The following is an 18,055-nucleotide window of genomic DNA, read 5'->3' as shown; positions in this document are numbered from 1 at the left end:
GTCGCGCAGTATGCGAGCAAGCTGTCCCCCGGCCAGCTTGAACTGTTCAAGAAGATTCCAGGCTATCGCATGGATATCTACCAGACCCGCCGTACCTGCGGTGCTCCGGATTTCGTGGTCGAGAACACCCGGCAAAACCTGGGTTACGCCAAGCTCGACGCCACAGGGATTGCCCTCGAGGAAGCCCATGTGCCGGGCATCCCGTTTCCCTTGCCCAGTACCGGTGCTGAGGTCATGTGGAACATGAAGATGCGCTACCGGGGGCTGGGTGTCGAAATTCCCAAAAGCATCTCAGGCATATCGCCGCGCAAGGGCGGCGACTGGTTGCGTCAGATGACGGACACCTTCTTCTTCACGCCCTGGGGAAAGAAAGGGAGTGCATTGTTTTCGTCCGTTGGTCGTCTGGAATACGCCACGTTTAACATTTACCAGGAGCCAGCGGCACTGGCCGGTCAGGCGGGGGTGCAGTCGACCGTAGCCGGCGAGCAGGCCACCACCTTCTACTACTTCCCCGGTCAGCGTCGTGTGCGGCGCATGCCGTCCTACTCCTACGACGCACCGCAGATCGGGTTGGACAATCAGTACACCGTCGATGAAGTGAACGTGTTTTTCGGAGCCATGGATCGCTTCGATTGGAAGCTGATCGGCAAGCAGGAACTGCTGGTGCCCTATAACGCCTTTGGTGCCTACGACACCGCCGCCAAGGCTGACGTGTTCGCGGGTAACCATTCAATCGCGCCGCAATCGCGCCGCTACGAACTGCATCGTGTCTGGGTGGTCGAGGCCAATGTTCGTCAAGGCATGCGCCACCAGGCGCCCAAACGCCTGTTCTACATCGACGAAGACAGCTGGAACCCATTGCTGGCCGTTGACTATGACAAACAGGGACAGATCTGGAAGGTGCGTGAAGGGTTCTCGATCCCTGTCTACGAGACGGGCGCGTGCGATGTCCAGGCGCAAGTCCAGTACAACCTGATCGACGACCGTTATCTCTTTGACATGACCTCGATCGGGGCCGGCAAGAGCGATATCCGCTGGCTCACCGAGGACAGTGGCAACCCCCGCCTGAAACGTGACTTCTTTACCTCCGATAACTTGCGAGCCATCAGCGAGCGCTAAAAACCGACGTCAGATCGAGAGCCAGCATGAAAAAAATAATTATCAAAGCTTCAGGCCTTGTCATCGCGTGCACAGCCCCATTGGCGATGGGGTTCACATTTGAAACCGAAACTGTCCATGGCTCCTTCGACTCCACCATTACCGCAGGCATGGGACTGCGCACGGAGTCGCGGGGTTGCAACCTGATCAACCAGGGCGTCAGCGGGCACAATGCGCCCTCGGGCTGCCTGGCACAGACCTCGGGTGTCGCCGACCAGGGCGACTTGAACTACGACCGTGGCGATCTATTCACCAACTACCTCAAAGGTACCCATGAACTGCTGCTGAAGATGCCCGAGGACGTCACCTTCATGGCCCGGGGCAGCTGGATTCGAGACTTTGCCGCAACCGATACCACCGGTACCCGTTCATTCAACACCCCCGAGGGTGTAGGCAGCGACGGCCTGAGCAGCGCTGCTCGTGACGACCTCAAGTTCAAGACCCGATTGCTCGATCTATGGGTGAGCAAAGGCTTCGACATCGGTGATCAGCGCGTCCGGGCGCGCTTGGGTAACCAGGTGATCAACTGGGGCGAAAGCCTGTTCGTGACTGGAGGGATCAACAACACCAACGCGTATGATTATCAAGCCTTGGCGCGTCCCGGTGTCCAGCTCAAAGAAGCCGTGCTGCCGGCGCCAATGCTCAGCGTCGCCTCGGGCCTGGGTTATGGCCTGAATATCGAGGCTTATTATCAGTTCGGTTGGAACAAGAGTGAATTGCCACCGGTGGGCAGTTATTGGTCCACCAACAATGGCCTGGGCAAGGGCATGGGGACCTACGGCTTCAACGACAAGAAGGCCCGCGATAGCGGCCAATGGGGTATTTCGCTGCGCTGGCAGCCGGAGGACAGCGACGTCAACTATGGGCTCTACGTGATGCGTTACCACGACAAGTTGCCGTCATTGAGCGTGGCGCTGCTTGATCCGAACACCTTTGCGGTGTCGCCGACCTGGAGGTATCAGGAAGATCGCATGCTCTATGGCATCAGCGCCAACATGCCGATCGGTGACTGGGCCGTAGGAACGGAGCTATCGTACCGCCCCAAGGATTCCGTGCCGCTCAACCCCGTTATCGACCTGTGCGCGAACAACGGCGGCAAATGCTGGAAGGACGAAAAGAAATTCCAGTGGCACCTCACAGGCCTGTATAGCTTCACGCCTTCCAACTCCCCGACGCTGCTGGATTTCACCAGGGCCAGCACCGGCACCTTGCTCACCGAGCTGGTGGTGATCAAGTACCCGGGGCTGCACAAGGAGGTGAACGGCGAGCCGATTTCCGCTGGCCTGAATACCTGGCAGCTGGACCCGGCGACATCCCCCAAGGCCTATGGCGACAAGACCTCGTCAGGGATCAACATGGACCTCAGCTTGACCTACGACGGTACTTTGGTGCCGGGCTGGCAAGTCACGCCAGGGATCTTCTACTCGCGGTCGCTGGGAGGGCGCACCCCTAATATCAACGCAACCTTCACCGAAGGCGCCAGCAACATGAATCTCTACCTGAACTTCGTACGAAATCCGGCCAGTTGGCAGATTTCCCTCAACTACGCGAAGTTCATGGGCGGCGATACCCCTTACGACCAGCTGTACCGTGACCGAGACTATGTCGGCCTCGCGATCTCCCGCACCCTGTGAGGCCTAGCGTGAACGGTTCTTTGAGATTCTCTGAAATGCCGGCGCGTGGCGTGCTGTCACGCGTCGAAGGTGCCTTCTTCGGGCATCGTCGGCTGGTGCTGGGGAGCCTGGCCGTTTTCACCTTGATCATGGTGTGGTTCGCCGTGCAATTGCGCATGGATGCCGGCTTCGAGAAGCAATTGCCCATAGGCCACGAATACATCAACACATTCGAAACCTACCGCAATGACCTGATGGGAGCGAACCGACTGACCATAGTGGTCAAGGCGCGCAACGGTGATATCTGGAGCGCTGCGGGCCTGAAGCGGCTCTACGACGTTACCCAGGCGATCACCTTCCTTCCCGGTGTGTCGCGCAGCAGTGTGCGTTCGCTGTGGACGCCCAATGCCTTCGTCAACGAGATCACCGAAGAGGGCTTTCGTGCCGACCCATTGGTGCCGGGAACGGTTACACCCGAGCGTCTGGATGATGAAATCATCGCAACGATCGCCAGCTCCAGTGTTCAAGGCGGTTTCATCGGCACCCTGGTTTCTCGCGACCAGGGGAGCGCGATGATTACTGCGGAGCTCAATGAGTTCGACGCCAATGGTGCCCACTTGGACTATGTGGCGTTCAACCATGAGCTGGAGAAACAGATCCGCCAGCCGTTCGAGGATGGTGATTTTGAAATCCAGATGATTGGTTTTGCCAAGCAGATCGGCGACATCGCCGACGGTGCTTCGGCGGTGCTGGAGTTCTGCCTGCTGGCACTGCTGCTGACCGCCGCTGCAGTTTATTGGTACTGCCATTCGCTGCGTTTTACCGCACTGGCCCTGGTCTGCTCACTGGCTTCGCTGGTATGGCAATTCGGCAGTCTGCGCCTGCTGGGCTATGGCCTCGATCCGCTGGCGGTGCTGGTGCCGTTCCTGGTATTTGCCATCGGGGTTTCCCATGGCGTGCAGCAAATCAACTTCATCGTTCGTGAAATTGCCCTGGGCAAGAGTGCCGAGGAGGCGGCGCGCTCAAGTTTCACCGGCTTGTTGATTCCCGGAACCCTGGCATTGGTAACGGCGCTGGTGTCCTTCGTGACCCTGCTGCTGATCCCCATTCCCATGGTGCGGGAGCTGGCCATCACGGCATCCCTTGGCGTGGCCTTCAAGATCATCACCAATCTGCTGATGCTGCCTTTGGTGGCGTCGTTGCTGCGGGTGGATGACAAGTACGCCAAGGCCCAGGAAATCTCCCGGCAGCGCCGTAGCCGCTGGCTGCACGGCCTGAGCCGGCTCGCCGAGTGGCGCAATGCGCAGTGGGTGCTTGGCGTTGCCCTGGCGCTGTTCCTGGTGGCGATCTGGCAGAGCAATGACCGGGTCGTTGGCACACTGCAGGCCGGAGCACCGGAGCTGCGTGAAGACTCGCGCTTCAATCGGGATGCCGTCTCCATCGCCAGTAACTATGACATCGGCCTGGATTGGCTCAGTGTGGTATTCGAAGTCAGTCGGGACACGTCCGGCGACGCCAGCCAGGCTGGCTGCGAGGATGTCGCCCTGGGCCAATACCAGGATCGTTTTGTCTGGGCCATGCAGGGGGTACCCGGGGTGCTGTCGGTGGCCTCCTTTTCCTCCTACATGCGCCAGTTCAACGAGGGCTACAACGAAGGCAATCCGAAGATGGGCGCGGTGCCCATCGACCCGGTGAACTACGCTGCGCTGGCCACCGAAGTTGCGCGCACTCCCGGGCTGATGCGTTCCGACTGCAGCATGTCCGCGGTGCACCTGTATCTGGCCGATCACAAGGCCACCACGATCAACCGGGTGGTGGAGGCGGCCAAGGCCTTTAGAAGCGAGCATCCGCAGCCAGGGGTTGCGGTGCGCCTCGCTTCAGGCAACGCGGGGGTTCTGGCGGCCATCAACGAAGAAGTGGAGAAAAGCGAAACCCCGATGCTGCTGTATGTGTATGCCGCCATTGCCTTGCTGGTATTTGTCGTCTATCGCGACTGGCGAGCGGTGTTGATCTGCTGTCTGCCTCTGACCATTGGCACCTTCATTGGCTACTGGTTCATGAAGGAGCTGCAGATCGGCCTGACTATCGCCACCTTGCCGGTGATGGTGCTGGCAGTGGGAATCGGGGTCGATTACGCCTTCTACATCTACAACCGATTGCAGCTCCACCAAGCCTATGGTCAGCCCATCACCAAAGCCGTCGAGCATGCGTTGCTCGAGGTTGGCATGGCCACCATCTTTACCGCGATTACCCTGGCAATCGGCGTCGCTACCTGGGCGTTCTCCGACCTCAAGTTTCAGGCCGACATGGGCAAGCTGCTGGCCTTCATGTTCATCGTCAATATGGTCATGGCCATGACTGTGTTGCCGGCCTTTGCGGTCTGGCTGGAGCGGGTGTTCCCGCGCAGGCGCCCCGTGCGGATGATCGGCGTGCTCGTGCACTGAGGAGAGAATCATGCGTTATGGCTGTTTATTGATCGGTGTTTTGCTCGCCACAGTTGTGCTGCCGTTGTCTCTGCAAGCATCGCCGTTACCGGCCGTGCCGGCGGTGCAGTCGAGCATTGCCACACAGGCGACCATGCTGGATGCCGCATGGGCTGGAGAACGGCTGGTTGCCGTCGGCGATCACGGTATAGTGCTGCTGTCCGACGATCACGGGAAAAGCTTCCGCCAGGCCAGCTCGGTGCCGCTGTCCACACCGCTCACGGGGGTGTCTTTCGTCGACGCCAGCCACGGCTGGGCGGTTGGCCATTGGGGAGCGATTCTGGTGACTGCGGACGGTGGTGAATCCTGGCAGATCCAGCGCCTGTCCAGTGAAGAGGATCGTCCTCTGTTCGCGGTGCATTTCTTCAATACTCAGCAGGGTGTTGCAGTGGGTCTTTGGGCCCTGGTACTGATCACCGAAGATGGCGGGCTGACCTGGAAGGAGCAGCACCTGCAGGCGCCGCCAGGTTCAAAGAAGGCTGACCTCAACTTGATGGGGCTGTTTGCCGATCGCCAGGGCCAGCTTTATGCAACTGCTGAGCGCGGGCTGGTCCTGCGCTCCAATGATCAAGGACGAAGCTGGAAATACCTGAGTACCGGCTATGAAGGCACTCTTTGGTCCGGCGCGGTACTTGCCGATGGCAGCCTGCTGCTAGGGGGCCAGCGAGGGACGCTGTTGCAGGGTTCTGCCGAGGGCAAGGACTTCCGTAGATTGCCCACACAAAGCAAAGGCTCGGTCACCAGCGTGGTGGTTTCAGGTACTAAGGTGCTGGCAGTCGGGCTGGATGGGTTGATGCTGGTGAGTAACGATGCCGGCCACAGTTTCGCAGAAAGCCAGTCGGTTGAAGGGCTTTCTCTGACAGCGGCGCTACTCAGCCCGGAGGGTTCGCCGGTGCTGTTCTCGCGACGTGGCGTCGTGGCTGAACACCAGTAGCGGGAGGTCTCGCTAAAGGCTGGACGTTGCAAGTCTGCGTCCGGCCAGGGCAATTGGAAGAAGTTCGAGGGGAGGGGAGACACCTTCCCCTCGAACCCGCGGCATCAGTCAGAGCTTGAGATATTCCGCCAGGTCGGTGTAGTTATGTTGCCAGAGACCCGGGCTGCCATTGGGATACTGCGAGCGGAAACCGATGATCTTTTGCACGCGAGGAGACAGAGTCCTGACCACCTCCAGAGGAACGATCAGCGGGTAGGCTTCCTCGGGAGTGAGAATCGAAGCCTGCAGCGGAATCGTCAGCCCGCGGCGGTATTGGTCGGTTGTTAGGTTAGCCCCACCCCCGTGAACGACTTTTCCGCCAAACAGCACCGCGTCACCGGCTTTCAACTCGACCGGAATGGTCATCTCGGGCGACCCCACATCTTCGAAGTTATCCCAGTTCTGGCTTCCTGGAATCACCCGCGTAGCGCCATTTTCCTCAGTGAAGTCCGTCAGCGCCAACATCAGGTTGGTGATAGCGCGGGGTGCATTCTTGTTCATGGCAACGAATGGGTAATATTGGGCCATGTCTCGATGCAGCATTTGTGCTTTATTGCCGGGACCGATTTCTATCAGTTGAGCCGTTGTCAGCCACCAGTCGCCACACTCTTGCTCGAAAAGTACTCGTCCCATCTCGTGGAAGAGATCGTCATCGAGGATTTCCTCACGAAAGGTCTTGCTGTAGGTGATGAGGTTGGTCAGTCTCTTTGTTTGTTGGCCATGAAACTCTGCAATCAACTCATGTTCATGTTTGGAACCTGCATCCAGCGCAGCAAGCGGCGCTTCCAGTTCGTCGTTGATTCGTACCACTTGCTCGGCAGTCATGAAGTTTCGAATGATCACCGCTCCGGCCTGATCACTCAGCGAAACAATCTCCTGCGCTGAAGTCGATCTGCTTGCAACGGGCAAACTTGTGACGAAACCTTGTTGGCTAGACATTGAAAACTCCAAATAACAGGAACACTTCGGGTGCAGGCGAGTTCATTGGTAGTGACAAATCAGCGTGCATCACTGAACCCGCCCATGGTTACGATCGTTACTGCACCAAACGCAAAACTAACTTGGAGAAACATCGTGCCTCCTTATATTTTTTTGCTCAGGCAGTGAGTTCATGCTATTTTTTCCAGGGCTTTTAGCCAAGATACAAAGTGCACTTGTATTAGTTGTATTTTGGGTTGATTTGCACCTTGAATGGACAGTCTCCATCCCCCAGGGCAGGCGCTTCGGAGTCGTTCCCAAGCCCATGCGCAAGAGTTCGCCCGCAGTGGGCTTTCCGACCATAGATATCGGCAATTTATTGTGAGGAATCTTGAATGCTGCCTGTAACTCCAGCAGAAGAGCGTCGATTTGCATTCGAGGCACGTCGCTTGGCAATAGAAACGCTTGTAAAGATTTACCTTGAGCAAGTTTCGGTTTCAAGAGGGCTGGTTACAGTCTATCTACGCTTGATGTTTACCTTGTCACTTGGTGCTTTGGCTGGGGTGGTAACCCTGTATGGCGCCATACTCCGCTTTAGTGTTTCCGCCAGTCTTGACATGATCACTCTGTTAGAGGCAACAAGTGCTGTCATGGCACTTGGTGCACTTGTCACGTCCGCTTTGCTCTCGGCTCGAGCGCTGCAGCAAAGCGCTTTTGACGTAGCACCATTCTTGCGTGATCCATTCCCGAATGCCGGTTCCGTAATTGACTCTATCTTTCAGTCAAAAGAGCTCGACGAGCAGCAAATAGTCGATCGGTTGTATTTCGCCATCGGTAAAATTGTCGAGCATCAACCTGTTCTTAGAGTGAGCACGCGACTGACAACAGTCCTGCTGATTCTTGGTTTGCTGCTGACTGGGGTGTCATTTCTGATATGACACTTTTTGTTCAATGACATTTATCCAGCGAAGATAACGGTTAGGGGCAGGAGGAGGACAGCGCCTTGTGCCAAGATAGCCGTGCCATAAGAGCATGGCGCATCCGCATAGCGTCTTAGTAGCTGTTCACCAGCAGTTTCAGCGCTTGGCAGGCTGTCTCGGTCTCGGTCTCCAAGCGTTCGAGGTCAGCATGGGCAGACCAGGCAAGGAGCAAGCCATCGAAGAGATTGATCAGCAGGCGGCTGATGGTGGTTAACGCGGTCTGATCCAACCCATCGTCGGTCATCTTTCGAATGGCCTGCTGGGTCGCTTCAATGGAAACGGCATAAATCTTCGTCGCCATTTCCGGGTTGTTGCGCAGGTTCCAGAAGAACAGCTCGAACTGTGTGCTAGCCCGTTCGGGGTGCAAGGTGAACCACTTGACTAGTTGGCGCAACATTTCCCCAATCGATTCCGCTGTCGTGGAGCCTTTCGGCACGTACTGCAGTGATTGCTGCGGCATGCTGATCAAGGACTCGTAGACCGCACAGAACAACTCGTCCTTGGTGTGGAAAACATAATGCAGCGAGGCCAGCGGAGAATCTGCTGCCACCGCGATACGCCGTGTCGTGGCGTCGGCTATGCCGTACTCCGCGATCACCTTGATGGTGGCTTCAATAAAATCCTGTCTGCGCTCTTCAGCGCCTATCCGAGCCATTGAGCGTTCTCCTTTTTCGGTGTTGCCAGCAACCTTTGGTCCAGGGTTGACGGTGACGAATCCTATCGCAAGGTCATTCCCCAATCCATGAGGTGAGTCGATGCATTGCCGATGGCGAAAGTCAGCGCCCCCCCAGCCGGACATCGGAATTCACAGTTCTAACGGTGGTGCTGGAAAGGCATAAAAATCATAATCAAATGACTTGATCATATGACTACATTCGGTAAGTATAGAGTTCTCTCGCTGAGAGTGGAAGCAAGAGGGCGTTGCAGTGATAGGCAACATGGGGTGAGTCAGGCTGCCCCGGCTCACTGGATAGAACAATGACAAAACCAGACAGGTAGAAAGCAGATGGATACACGAAAACTCTCGACAGTCAGCAGCGATGCATCGGTCGAACAGGTGGTGGAGATCATCCTGCGTGACGGCGGGGTCATCATTTCCGATTTTGTCTCGCCCGCAACGCTGAAGTCCCTCACTGAAGAACTGGACGCCTACTTGGATGTCACGCCTTGCGGAATGGATCCCTATTTTGCCGGTACGCAAACCCGACGTGTCGGCCGCATCATCGGGCGAAGCGACACGGCCGTGGATGTGGCCCTGAGCCCATTGTTCATCGGGGCGGCGAGGAAAATCCTGCAGACACCTACCCATGTCTGGGTGGGTAGCGACCGCATCGAGATCGAGCCTGACATTCAACTCAGCATTACCCAAGCCATCCAGATTGGGCCGGGCCAAGGCCTGCAACCCCTGCACCGTGATGATGCCACTTCGTTATGGAGGCACCCCCAGTACGGACGTGAAGCCCGCCTGCAACTCATGCTGGCCATCTCGGATTTCACCGAAGAGAACGGGGCGACACGCGTCATTCCCGGTAGCCATCAATGGGATGACGAGCGCATGCCGACCCAGGAGGAGACCGTTGCCGCTGAAATGAAGGCAGGCTCCGCGCTGCTATGGATGGGGTCGGTCTATCACGGCGGTGGCGCCAATACCTCCTCGACTCCTCGTACCGGCCTGACAATGGCCTACGACCTGGCCTTCCTGCGCCTCGAAGAGAATCACTTCCTTTCCCTTCCCGTTGAGCGCGTTCGCCAGCTGCCGGCAGAGATGCAACGCCTGCTGGGCTGGAGTGTCAGCTCCACGCTGCTGGGCTGGGTGGAAGTCGATGGCCAGATGCGAGACCCGCACGAGCTCCTGGAGATGTCCACGTTCTCCGAGCCGGGAAAGGGCTTCTGACCATCCCGAGCAGCCATGAAGCGGCTCTATGTCGGGCCGAAGGCCTAGCTCTTTAACGCCTCTCGTGGCTGCTTTTCCAGGTCTCCCCCTTAGCTGTCGCCAAGGTACAAATTGCACAATTTCCCCCGATATCTTTGAGTGATGTGCACTTTCCATGACCAGTACGCCGTCCCTCTGGCCACGCCCCTCTGAAGCCGTTCGTGAGCTCATGCGCAAAGGCGCCGAGCTCGCACAGACGTTGCCACCGGAGTGGATTGAGCGCCTGAACCAGTCGCTTTTCTCTTCACCAGAAGATGCAAAACTATTGGAGGACCCGGTCATCCTGGCGGCGTGCCGGCGCGCCAATCGGGCAGAGTTACTGCACTGGGCGAGCGCCAATCTGCAGCGCCCTGGAGAGCCGGTTGAGCCCTACGTGTCTGCCGATATGGTGGACACGGCCAAGGAGCTGGCCCGCAGGGGGCTGTCTGAACTATTGATGAATGTCGCGAGGTCGGCGCAGAACACCGCTTGGGAACTTTGGATGAAGATGGCATTTAGCCTGACGCAGGATTCAGTGGTACTCGAGGAATTCCTGGAGGTCTCGTCGCACTCTATCTCGGAATTCATCGACAACAACATGCGTGTTGTGACCCAGATAATCCTGGAGGAAAAGAACGCCCTGACCCATGACGATCATATCGACAAACGTACGTTGGTCAGTCGTTTGCTCGATGGCAGAGATGTGGACACCGAACAGTTCGCTAGGCGACTGGGTTACAGCCTTTTCCAGAAGCACCATGCCTGTCTCGTCTGGAGTGAAATCCCGGATGCAGAAATCCAGCCCCTGGAGGATATGGCACGCACTCTAGCGCACCTTACTGGCACGGTAGCGCCACTGATCGTATTCGCGGCCCCGGCAACTCTATGGCTTTGGATGAGTGCGGCAAAACCGTTGGACCTGAATGCACTGCAAGGCGTCGCTCACCAGTTTCCAAAAAATCGTGCGGCAATCGGTTCCCCGGGGATGGGGGTAAATGGCTTCCGCCGGTCACACCTGGAGGCCTTGACCACCCAACGATTGCTGGGGCGCTTGGCAGGTGCTCCCGCCGTCGCCACGATTGATCAAGTCAGGATGGTTTCACTGATGACCCAGGACCTCCGCGCCGCCAGAGAGTTTGTCTTGAGCATGTTGGGGCGGCTGGCTACGGAGCCCATGGTTCTTCAGCATTCGTTGCACGCCTTCCTGGCCAACGGCTGCAACATCACCCAGACCGCCGAAGAACTTGGCATGCATCGCAACACGTTACTGCGTCGGCTGGAGCGAGCTCAGGATCTGTTGCCCGTGCAACTTGCCGACCATCGTATTCAAATCGCCGCGGCTCTTGAGCTGGTGATTTGGAGCACACCATTAAACGACGATACGGAATAGGCCGTTGGCGCTGCACAGGTGCCTGAGAAGTAGGCCAGGCAGTCTCCGGGGCTGAGTATTAAATTTCTGCCTGCTAAGGCGCAACCGAGGAAGTAACAGATGCCGTACTCAATTGAAACGAAAGTTGGCGAATTGCTGGACAATAGCAAGACAAGCCAAATTATTGAAAAGCACTTGCCTGGTATCAACAAGCATCCGCAAATCGCCATGGCCCGTGGCTTTGCCTTAGCGACCGCGGCGAAATACTCTGGCGGGCTGATCTCCAAGAAGTCGCTAGAGGATATTGATAGCGACCTTAGATCTCTGGTCGACTAGTTACAGGGGGTGCTCTGATTTACTCATATATGTAGAGTTACTCAGTGCAGTCCACATAACCTGACGAGTGTTTCTCAGGTGATAACTGGTTGGTCGTGGCAACCAGTGAGAGGCAACTCTTCGACGATAACTGCCTGCGTTGAAGGGCATTTAACGGCCAAGACAGGTGCCATGGATGACCGCTTTCGGCCAAAAAGCGGTCTTTCCAGCTTTGTGACATTAGGGCAGCGTCATTGAAGCGCACCGAACGCGCGTCGTAATCGCTTTGACGTCGGGCGGTTCTCCTTCAATCTAATCCGATCGTTTGCTGGTGCAGTTGCTGTGTCTGGTTGATGCTTGCAATAACCTAGTGATGATCGAGCACGATATGTGCGCATTGGCCCACTCCGATGGGGGCGGCGGCGTGCGGCCGCATGCAGGTGACGCGGGTGAGTGGAGTTGTGGTGACCGCAGCGCCTCGGCAGGTTGTAATGGCCCCAGGAAGCTATGCTGTGAGCACTATGGGCAAGTACATCAACAGCCTCGGAGAGACTCGCTTTCTGAGCAAAAAGGCTTGGGGATGGAGGCCGCGAGGTAACAGATGCTGGATCTAGAGCTCGCGTAAATTGCCTTGCGGTGTGTACCGTCCATAGGATGGGGCCCATTTTAGGACATGATTTTAGGACATGGAAGTGCCTACGGAGCCTGGGGCGGCTCATACTCATCTGACAATGCTTCCCAAGCTTGTTGCGCTGGCATGCTCATTTCAAGCCAAATCTGGGTCAGCAGCAGAGCTACGAAGCAGGCTAAGCCGACGTCCAGGCTCAGATCAGTGATGTCTATTAGCTTGAAAATGGATACCAGAATTCCGAACAGGTAGACCTCGAGCATGCCCCATTCGCGCAGATGGTGATAACTGCGGTAAAGCACCGCGCCGCTGCGGCGCGCCACCTTAAACCGCAGGCTCAATAACACCAATAACTGGCTCAGCGGCTTGAGCAGCGGAATCGCCATGCTGCTGAGCAGAACCACTACTGCTACCCCTGGCATGTCGCTTTTAAATCACTCCAGACCGTTTCGTTGCGGGTTTGGCTGAGCAGAGTGAGGTGCATGATCGGCGAGAAATCGGCCGAGAGGTAGAGCAGCAGGGCAATTAGCACCAATGCGAAGCAGCGGCGTTGCCATTGCTGGTGATGCGCGGCCAGCAGCGCAAGCAACTAATGCCTCTAAGGGAAGGGCCGCCAGATTGTTGAAGTTGGTATTAGGCATTTAATAGGGCCTGAGGGAGCCTAGTCTAGGTTTCCATCCGAATATGAGAGCCTGCGCCGTAAAGGAATATCTGCGGCAGGATATGGGCGGTGTTGGCGCTGGCTGCGCGACCTCGTTGCTCAGCATCGACCATGCCATACACCAGACTGATGAACATTTCGGTAAGAATCGATGCGGTGATATCAATACGTAGTACGCCTTGCTGCTGGCCACGGAGAAAGAAAGTATCCAAAGCATACAAGTAGGAGTACCAAGGCGCGGCGTTAGGGCTTTCATCGAGGAAATCGGGCCGATATTGAACTACTAAAAATGCTAGCAGTTCGCGGTGTGCCAGGTGCTCGTTGATTAAGCGCTCAAGGGCAGAGAGAAATTCATCTTGCTGCAAACGAGCATTGCCGATGATCTTCGTAAGTACCTCCTTAGCACGGCTTTCTAGTTTTTTCAAAAGGTTGTCCCGAGTGCCACAGAAGCGATGCAGAGTGGCTCTGCTCACCCCAACTACCTGCGCCAGTTCGGACATGGAAGCTCTTGGGTGATGAACTATCGCGGTGGTTAGCAGGCGTAACAGGCGCTCCTCCTGTGGGGACAAGGGAGTTGCCCTTTCTTGAGTGAACTTTCCAGATGCTTGCATAGGGCCGATTGGTTTCCGGAAGGATGAAGGCTGGGTCTTATTTTGATCATATGAATCAATATTGACTCAAAGTGGATTGAAAAGTACCATCCCGGCCGTTTTCAATCAAGCCTTAGGTGAGTCATGGGCAATTTTCGTGCAGTAAGAACGGCAGGGGCATTGGCAGTAGCCATCGCATTGGCAGGGTGTGGTCCGGCGAGCGAGCAGAGCCCTGTTGTGGAAACGGCGCGTCCTGTGGAAGTGCTGGCGGTGGTAAGCGAGCCTTTAGCACTTATTTCGGAATTGCCGGGGCGAGTTGAGCCAATGCGTGTAGCCGAGGTGCGGGCACGGGTGGCGGGGATCGTGCTGAAGAAGCGCTTCGAGGAAGGCGCCGACGTCAAGGCCGGCGATCTGTTGTTCCAGATCGATCCCGCGCCGCTCAAGGCAGCGGTGTCCCGTGCCGAGGGCGACCTGGCCCGGGCCCAGGCCGGGATGAAGGAGGCCCAGGCGCGGGTCAAACGCTATGAGACACTGGTGAAGATCGAAGCGGTCAGCCAGCAGGACTACGACAAAGCCAGTGCCGACTTGCACAGCGCCCAGGCAGCGATCCGCTCGGCCCAGGCAGACCTGGAAACCGCGCGCCTGAACCTGGGGTACACCTCGGTCATCGCGCCGATCTCTGGCCGAGTCGGACGTGCACTGGTAACCGAAGGCGCCCTGGTTGGCCAGGGCGAAGCGACCCTGATGGCGCGCATCCAGCAGTTGGACCCGATCTACGCAGATTTCACCCAGACCGCCGCCGATGCGTTGCGTCTACGTGAAGCCCTTAAGAATGGGACCTTGGCCACTGATCCGCAGCAGAGCCTGTCTGTAAGAATTGAAGGCACTTCGTATGAGCGTAGAGGGAAGCTGCTTTTCACAGATGTTGCGGTGGACCCTGGTACGGGTCAAGTGACTCTACGCGGTCAGTTTGATAACCGCGACGGTAATCTGCTGCCAGGTATGTATGTACGTGTCAACACTCCACAGGGGACCGATAGCCAGGCTGTTTTAGTGCCGCAGCGGGCTGTGCAACGTAGTCCGGATGGCAGTGCCTTCGTGTTGTTGATGGGCGACGACGGCCGTGCTCAGTCACGTCAAGTGCAGACCGGTGTTATGCAGGGAGCACGCTGGCAGATTCGTGATGGCTTGAAAGCCGGTGACCGGGTGATCACTAGTGGCTTGGCTGGCCTGCAGCCTGGAGCCAAGGTCGAGCCCAAGAGTGTCACTGCCACCCCCCCAGAGCCGCAGAAGTAAGGGCGTAGTTGCCGCGAGGATTTTTCGATGTCGAATTTTTTCATCAGGCGTCCTAACTTTGCTTGGGTGGTCGCGCTGTTTATCTCACTGTTCGGGTTGCTAGTTATCTCCAAGTTACCGGTGGCCCAATACCCTAACGTTGCACCACCGCAGATCACAGTTACAGCCACGTATCCGGGTGCTTCGGCAAAGGTACTGGTTGAGTCGGTGACCAGCATTCTTGAGGAGTCACTCAACGGCACTAAGGGTTTGCTCTATTTCGAATCGACCAACAACTCCAACGGTACCGCTGAGATCGTCGTTACATTTGAACCTGGTACCGATCCTGACCTGGCCCAGGTTGATGTGCAGAACCGCCTGAAGAAAGCCGAGGCGCGCATGCCCCAGGCCGTACTCACCCAGGGCTTGCAGGTCGAGCAGACCAGCGCCGGCTTCCTGTTGATCTACGCCCTGAATTACAAGGAAGGTGCCGAGCGCGGCGATACCATTGCTCTCGGTGATTACGCCGCGCGTAACATCAACAATGAACTGCGCCGCTTGCCCGGCGTTGGCAAGTTGCAGTTCTTCTCTTCTGAAGCGGCGATGCGGGTCTGGATCGATCCGCAGAAGCTGGTGGGCTATGGTCTGTCCATCGAAGACGTGAGCAGCGCCATCCGTGGACAGAACGTGCAGGTTCCGGCCGGCGCCTTCGGCAGCACACCGGGCAACAGTGCCCAGGAATTGACTGCAACCTTGGCGGTCAAGGGGGTTCTGGACAATCCGCAGGAGTTTGGTGAGATTATCCTGCGGGCCAATCAGGACGGCTCCATGGTCAAGCTGGCCGACGTCGCACGTCTGGAGTTAGGCCAGGAAAATTACAACATTTCCTCACGTCTGGATGGTACTCCGGCAGTCGGTGGAGCGATTCAATTATCGCCGGGCGCCAACGCCATCCAGACCGCGACGCTGGTCAAGGAGCGCCTGGCCGAACTGTCGCAGTTTTTCCCTAGTGATGTGCAGTACTCCGTACCCTACGACACCTCGCGTTTCGTCGACGTGGCCATCGAGAAGGTGATCCACACCCTGATCGAAGCCATGGTCTTGGTGTTCCTGGTGATGTTCCTGTTCCTGCAGAACGTGCGCTATACCCTGATTCCATCCATCGTAGTGCCCGTGTGCCTGCTCGGTACCCTGGCCGTGATGTACCTGCTGGGCTTCTCGGTGAACATGATGACCATGTTCGGCATGGTGCTGGCCATCGGCATCCTGGTGGACGACGCCATCGTGGTGGTGGAGAACGTCGAGCGGATCATGGCCGAGGAGGGGCTGTCCCCGACCGACGCGACGATCAAGGCGATGAAGCAGGTATCCGGCGCCATCGTCGGTATCACCCTGGTACTGTCCGCGGTGTTCATGCCGCTGGCCTTCATGAGCGGTTCGGTGGGCGTCATCTACCAGCAGTTCTCGGTATCCCTGGCGATCTCGATCCTGTTCTCCGGCTTCCTGGCCCTGACCTTCACCCCGGCGCTGTGCGCCACGCTTCTCAAGCCGGTCCCCGAAGGGCATCACGAAAAACGTGGTTTCTTCGGTGCCTTCAACCGTGGTTTTACCCGCGTGACCGAGCGCTACTCGGTGCTCAACGGTGCGTTGGTCAAACGTGCCGGGCGTTTTATGCTGATCTACGGCGGTATTGTCGCTCTGCTCGGCTACAGTTACCTTCGATTACCGGAAGCTTTTGTGCCCACTGAAGATCTGGGTTACATGTTGGTTGATGTGCAACTGCCACCCGGCGCCAGCCGTGCGCGCACAAACGCCACCGGTGAACAGCTGGAAACCTATCTCAAGTCCCGTGAGGCCGTCTCCTCGGCATTCGTGATTTCGGGCTTCAGCTTTTCTGGTCAAGGTGATAATGCGGCGTTGGCTTTCCCGACATTTAGGGATTGGTCCGAACGCGATGCGCATCAATCGGCTATGGCTGAAGTAGCGGCACTGAACGAGCATTTCGCCATCTCCGACGACGGTACCGTCATGGCGGTCTCGCCACCACCGATCAATGGCTTGGGCAATTCCGGTGGTTTCGCCCTGCGCTTGATGGACCGTGGCGGTTTGGGCCGCGAGGCCTTGTTGCAGGCACGGGATACGCTGCTGGGCCAAATCAACGGCAACCCGAAATTCCTCTACGGGATGATGGAGGGCCTGTCCGAGGCACCGCAGTTGCGCCTGGTGATCGACCGCGAAAAAGCCCGGGCCCAAGGCGTCAACTTCGAGAGCATTAGCTCCACCCTGTCCTCGGCCTTCGGTTCCAACGTGGTCAATGACTTCACCAACGCCGGTCGCCAGCAACGGGTGGTGATCCAGGCCGAGCAGGGCGCGCGGATGACTCCGGAAAGCGTGCTCAAACTGTACGTGCCCAACAACAAGGGCGACCAGGTGCCGCTCAGCGCCTTCGTCAGCAGCAAGTGGGAAGAGGGGCCGGTGCAACTGGTGCGCTACAACGGCTATCCGTCGATCCGTATCGTCGGTGACGCAGGTCCAGGCTACAGCACTGGCCAGGCCATGGCCGAGCTGGAGCAACTGGCATCGCAACTGCCCAAGGGCATCGGCTACGAGTGGACCGGCCTGTCCTACCAGGAGAAGGTCTCTGCCGGCCAGGCATCGGGCTTGTTCGCCCTGGCGATCCTGGTGGTGTTCCTGTTGCTGGTGGCCCTCTACGAGAGCTGGTCGATCCCGCTGTCGGTGATGCTGATCGTACCGATCGGCGCGGTGGGTGCGGTACTGGCGGTAATGGTCGTGGGCATGCCCAACGACGTGTACTTCAAGGTCGGCCTGATTACCATCATTGGCCTGTCGGCGAAGAACGCGATCCTGATCGTCGAGTTCGCCAAGGAATTGTGGGAGAAGGGGTATAGCCTGCGTGATGCCGCTATCGAGGCCGCTCGCCTGCGCTTTCGCCCGATCATCATGACGTCCATGGCCTTCATCCTCGGCGTGGTCCCCCTGGCCATCGCCACCGGCGCCGGTGCGGCCAGCCAGCGCGCCATCGGTACCGGGGTGATCGGCGGGATGCTCAGCGCCACCTTACTGGGGGTGATTTTCGTGCCGATCTGTTTCGTCTGGTTGCTGTCGTTGCTGCGTACCAAGCGGCCTGCCACCGAACAGCCAGCCCTGACCCAGGAGTGA

Annotated in this window: 13 protein-coding genes and 1 pseudogene; 10 read left to right on the top strand and 4 right to left on the bottom strand. The window is 57.6% G+C overall.

What is annotated here, in order from left to right; genetic code table 11:
- The 4 genes from ACK6AU_RS21525 to ACK6AU_RS21510 all read left to right on the top strand — a co-directional run.
- Positions 1 to 1,119, top strand: a 1,119-nt coding sequence (locus ACK6AU_RS21525; protein ID WP_409301256.1) for a DUF1329 domain-containing protein, incomplete at its 5' end; no start/stop codon positions are given.
- 26 nt (positions 1,120 to 1,145) lie between these two features.
- On the top strand, positions 1,146 to 2,792 hold the full coding sequence (locus tag ACK6AU_RS21520) for a DUF1302 domain-containing protein (RefSeq protein ID WP_310650577.1): 1,647 nt from the start codon (positions 1,146 to 1,148) through the stop codon (positions 2,790 to 2,792).
- A 35-nt stretch (positions 2,793 to 2,827) separates the two neighbouring features.
- A complete protein-coding gene (locus ACK6AU_RS21515; RefSeq protein WP_085600242.1) occupies positions 2,828 to 5,215 on the top strand; it encodes an RND family transporter in 2,388 nt (795 codons plus the stop codon).
- 10 nt (positions 5,216 to 5,225) lie between these two features.
- Positions 5,226 to 6,188: a WD40/YVTN/BNR-like repeat-containing protein gene (locus ACK6AU_RS21510; RefSeq protein ID WP_409301253.1), complete on the top strand. Its 963-nt coding sequence runs from the start codon at positions 5,226 to 5,228 to the stop codon at positions 6,186 to 6,188.
- Between the two features lie 108 nt (positions 6,189 to 6,296).
- Here ACK6AU_RS21510 and ACK6AU_RS21505 read toward each other — a convergent pair whose 3' ends face one another.
- Positions 6,297 to 7,166, bottom strand: coding sequence for a phytanoyl-CoA dioxygenase family protein (locus ACK6AU_RS21505; protein ID WP_409301251.1), 870 nt, complete (start codon positions 7,164 to 7,166; stop codon positions 6,297 to 6,299).
- Positions 7,167 to 7,540: 374 nt separating this feature from the next.
- On the opposite strand from ACK6AU_RS21505, the gene ACK6AU_RS21500 reads away from it, so the two are divergent.
- Positions 7,541 to 8,083, top strand: coding sequence for a hypothetical protein (locus ACK6AU_RS21500; RefSeq protein ID WP_085600236.1), 543 nt, complete (start codon positions 7,541 to 7,543; stop codon positions 8,081 to 8,083).
- A 115-nt stretch (positions 8,084 to 8,198) separates the two neighbouring features.
- Here ACK6AU_RS21500 and ACK6AU_RS21495 read toward each other — a convergent pair whose 3' ends face one another.
- Positions 8,199 to 8,780 (bottom strand): TetR/AcrR family transcriptional regulator, encoded by a 582-nt coding sequence (locus tag ACK6AU_RS21495; RefSeq protein WP_409301249.1) that lies wholly within the window; start codon positions 8,778 to 8,780, stop codon positions 8,199 to 8,201.
- Positions 8,781 to 9,131: 351 nt separating this feature from the next.
- On the opposite strand from ACK6AU_RS21495, the gene ACK6AU_RS21490 reads away from it, so the two are divergent.
- From ACK6AU_RS21490 to ACK6AU_RS21480, 3 genes are all read left to right on the top strand, one after another.
- Positions 9,132 to 10,019, top strand: coding sequence for a phytanoyl-CoA dioxygenase family protein (locus tag ACK6AU_RS21490; RefSeq protein ID WP_085600231.1), 888 nt, complete (start codon positions 9,132 to 9,134; stop codon positions 10,017 to 10,019).
- A gap of 154 nt (positions 10,020 to 10,173) precedes the next feature.
- Positions 10,174 to 11,427 (top strand): PucR family transcriptional regulator, encoded by a 1,254-nt coding sequence (locus tag ACK6AU_RS21485; protein ID WP_409301247.1) that lies wholly within the window; start codon positions 10,174 to 10,176, stop codon positions 11,425 to 11,427.
- Positions 11,428 to 11,526: 99 nt separating this feature from the next.
- Complete coding sequence (locus ACK6AU_RS21480) at positions 11,527 to 11,742, top strand: hypothetical protein (RefSeq protein ID WP_085600227.1); 216 nt, start codon at positions 11,527 to 11,529, stop codon at positions 11,740 to 11,742.
- 675 nt (positions 11,743 to 12,417) lie between these two features.
- Here ACK6AU_RS21480 and ACK6AU_RS21475 read toward each other — a convergent pair.
- Both ACK6AU_RS21475 and ACK6AU_RS21470 read right to left on the bottom strand, forming a co-directional pair.
- Positions 12,418 to 12,938: pseudogene (locus tag ACK6AU_RS21475) on the bottom strand (paraquat-inducible protein A).
- A 77-nt stretch (positions 12,939 to 13,015) separates the two neighbouring features.
- Positions 13,016 to 13,621, bottom strand: coding sequence for a TetR/AcrR family transcriptional regulator (locus ACK6AU_RS21470; protein WP_085600225.1), 606 nt, complete (start codon positions 13,619 to 13,621; stop codon positions 13,016 to 13,018).
- A 123-nt stretch (positions 13,622 to 13,744) separates the two neighbouring features.
- On the opposite strand from ACK6AU_RS21470, the gene ACK6AU_RS21465 reads away from it, so the two are divergent.
- Complete coding sequence (locus ACK6AU_RS21465) at positions 13,745 to 14,896, top strand: MexC family multidrug efflux RND transporter periplasmic adaptor subunit (protein ID WP_409301244.1); 1,152 nt, start codon at positions 13,745 to 13,747, stop codon at positions 14,894 to 14,896.
- A gap of 27 nt (positions 14,897 to 14,923) precedes the next feature.
- Positions 14,924 to 18,055 carry a multidrug efflux RND transporter permease subunit gene (locus tag ACK6AU_RS21460; protein ID WP_409301242.1) on the top strand — a complete coding sequence of 1,044 codons (3,132 nt, stop codon included), beginning with the start codon at positions 14,924 to 14,926 and terminating at the stop codon, positions 18,053 to 18,055.

The organism is Pseudomonas sp. KCJK8993, assembly GCF_046230915.1.
Classification (GTDB): domain Bacteria; phylum Pseudomonadota; class Gammaproteobacteria; order Pseudomonadales; family Pseudomonadaceae; genus Aquipseudomonas; species Aquipseudomonas piscis.
The sequence above is the reverse complement of the archived record's forward strand: the minus strand, read 5'-3'. Positions and strand labels throughout refer to the sequence as shown.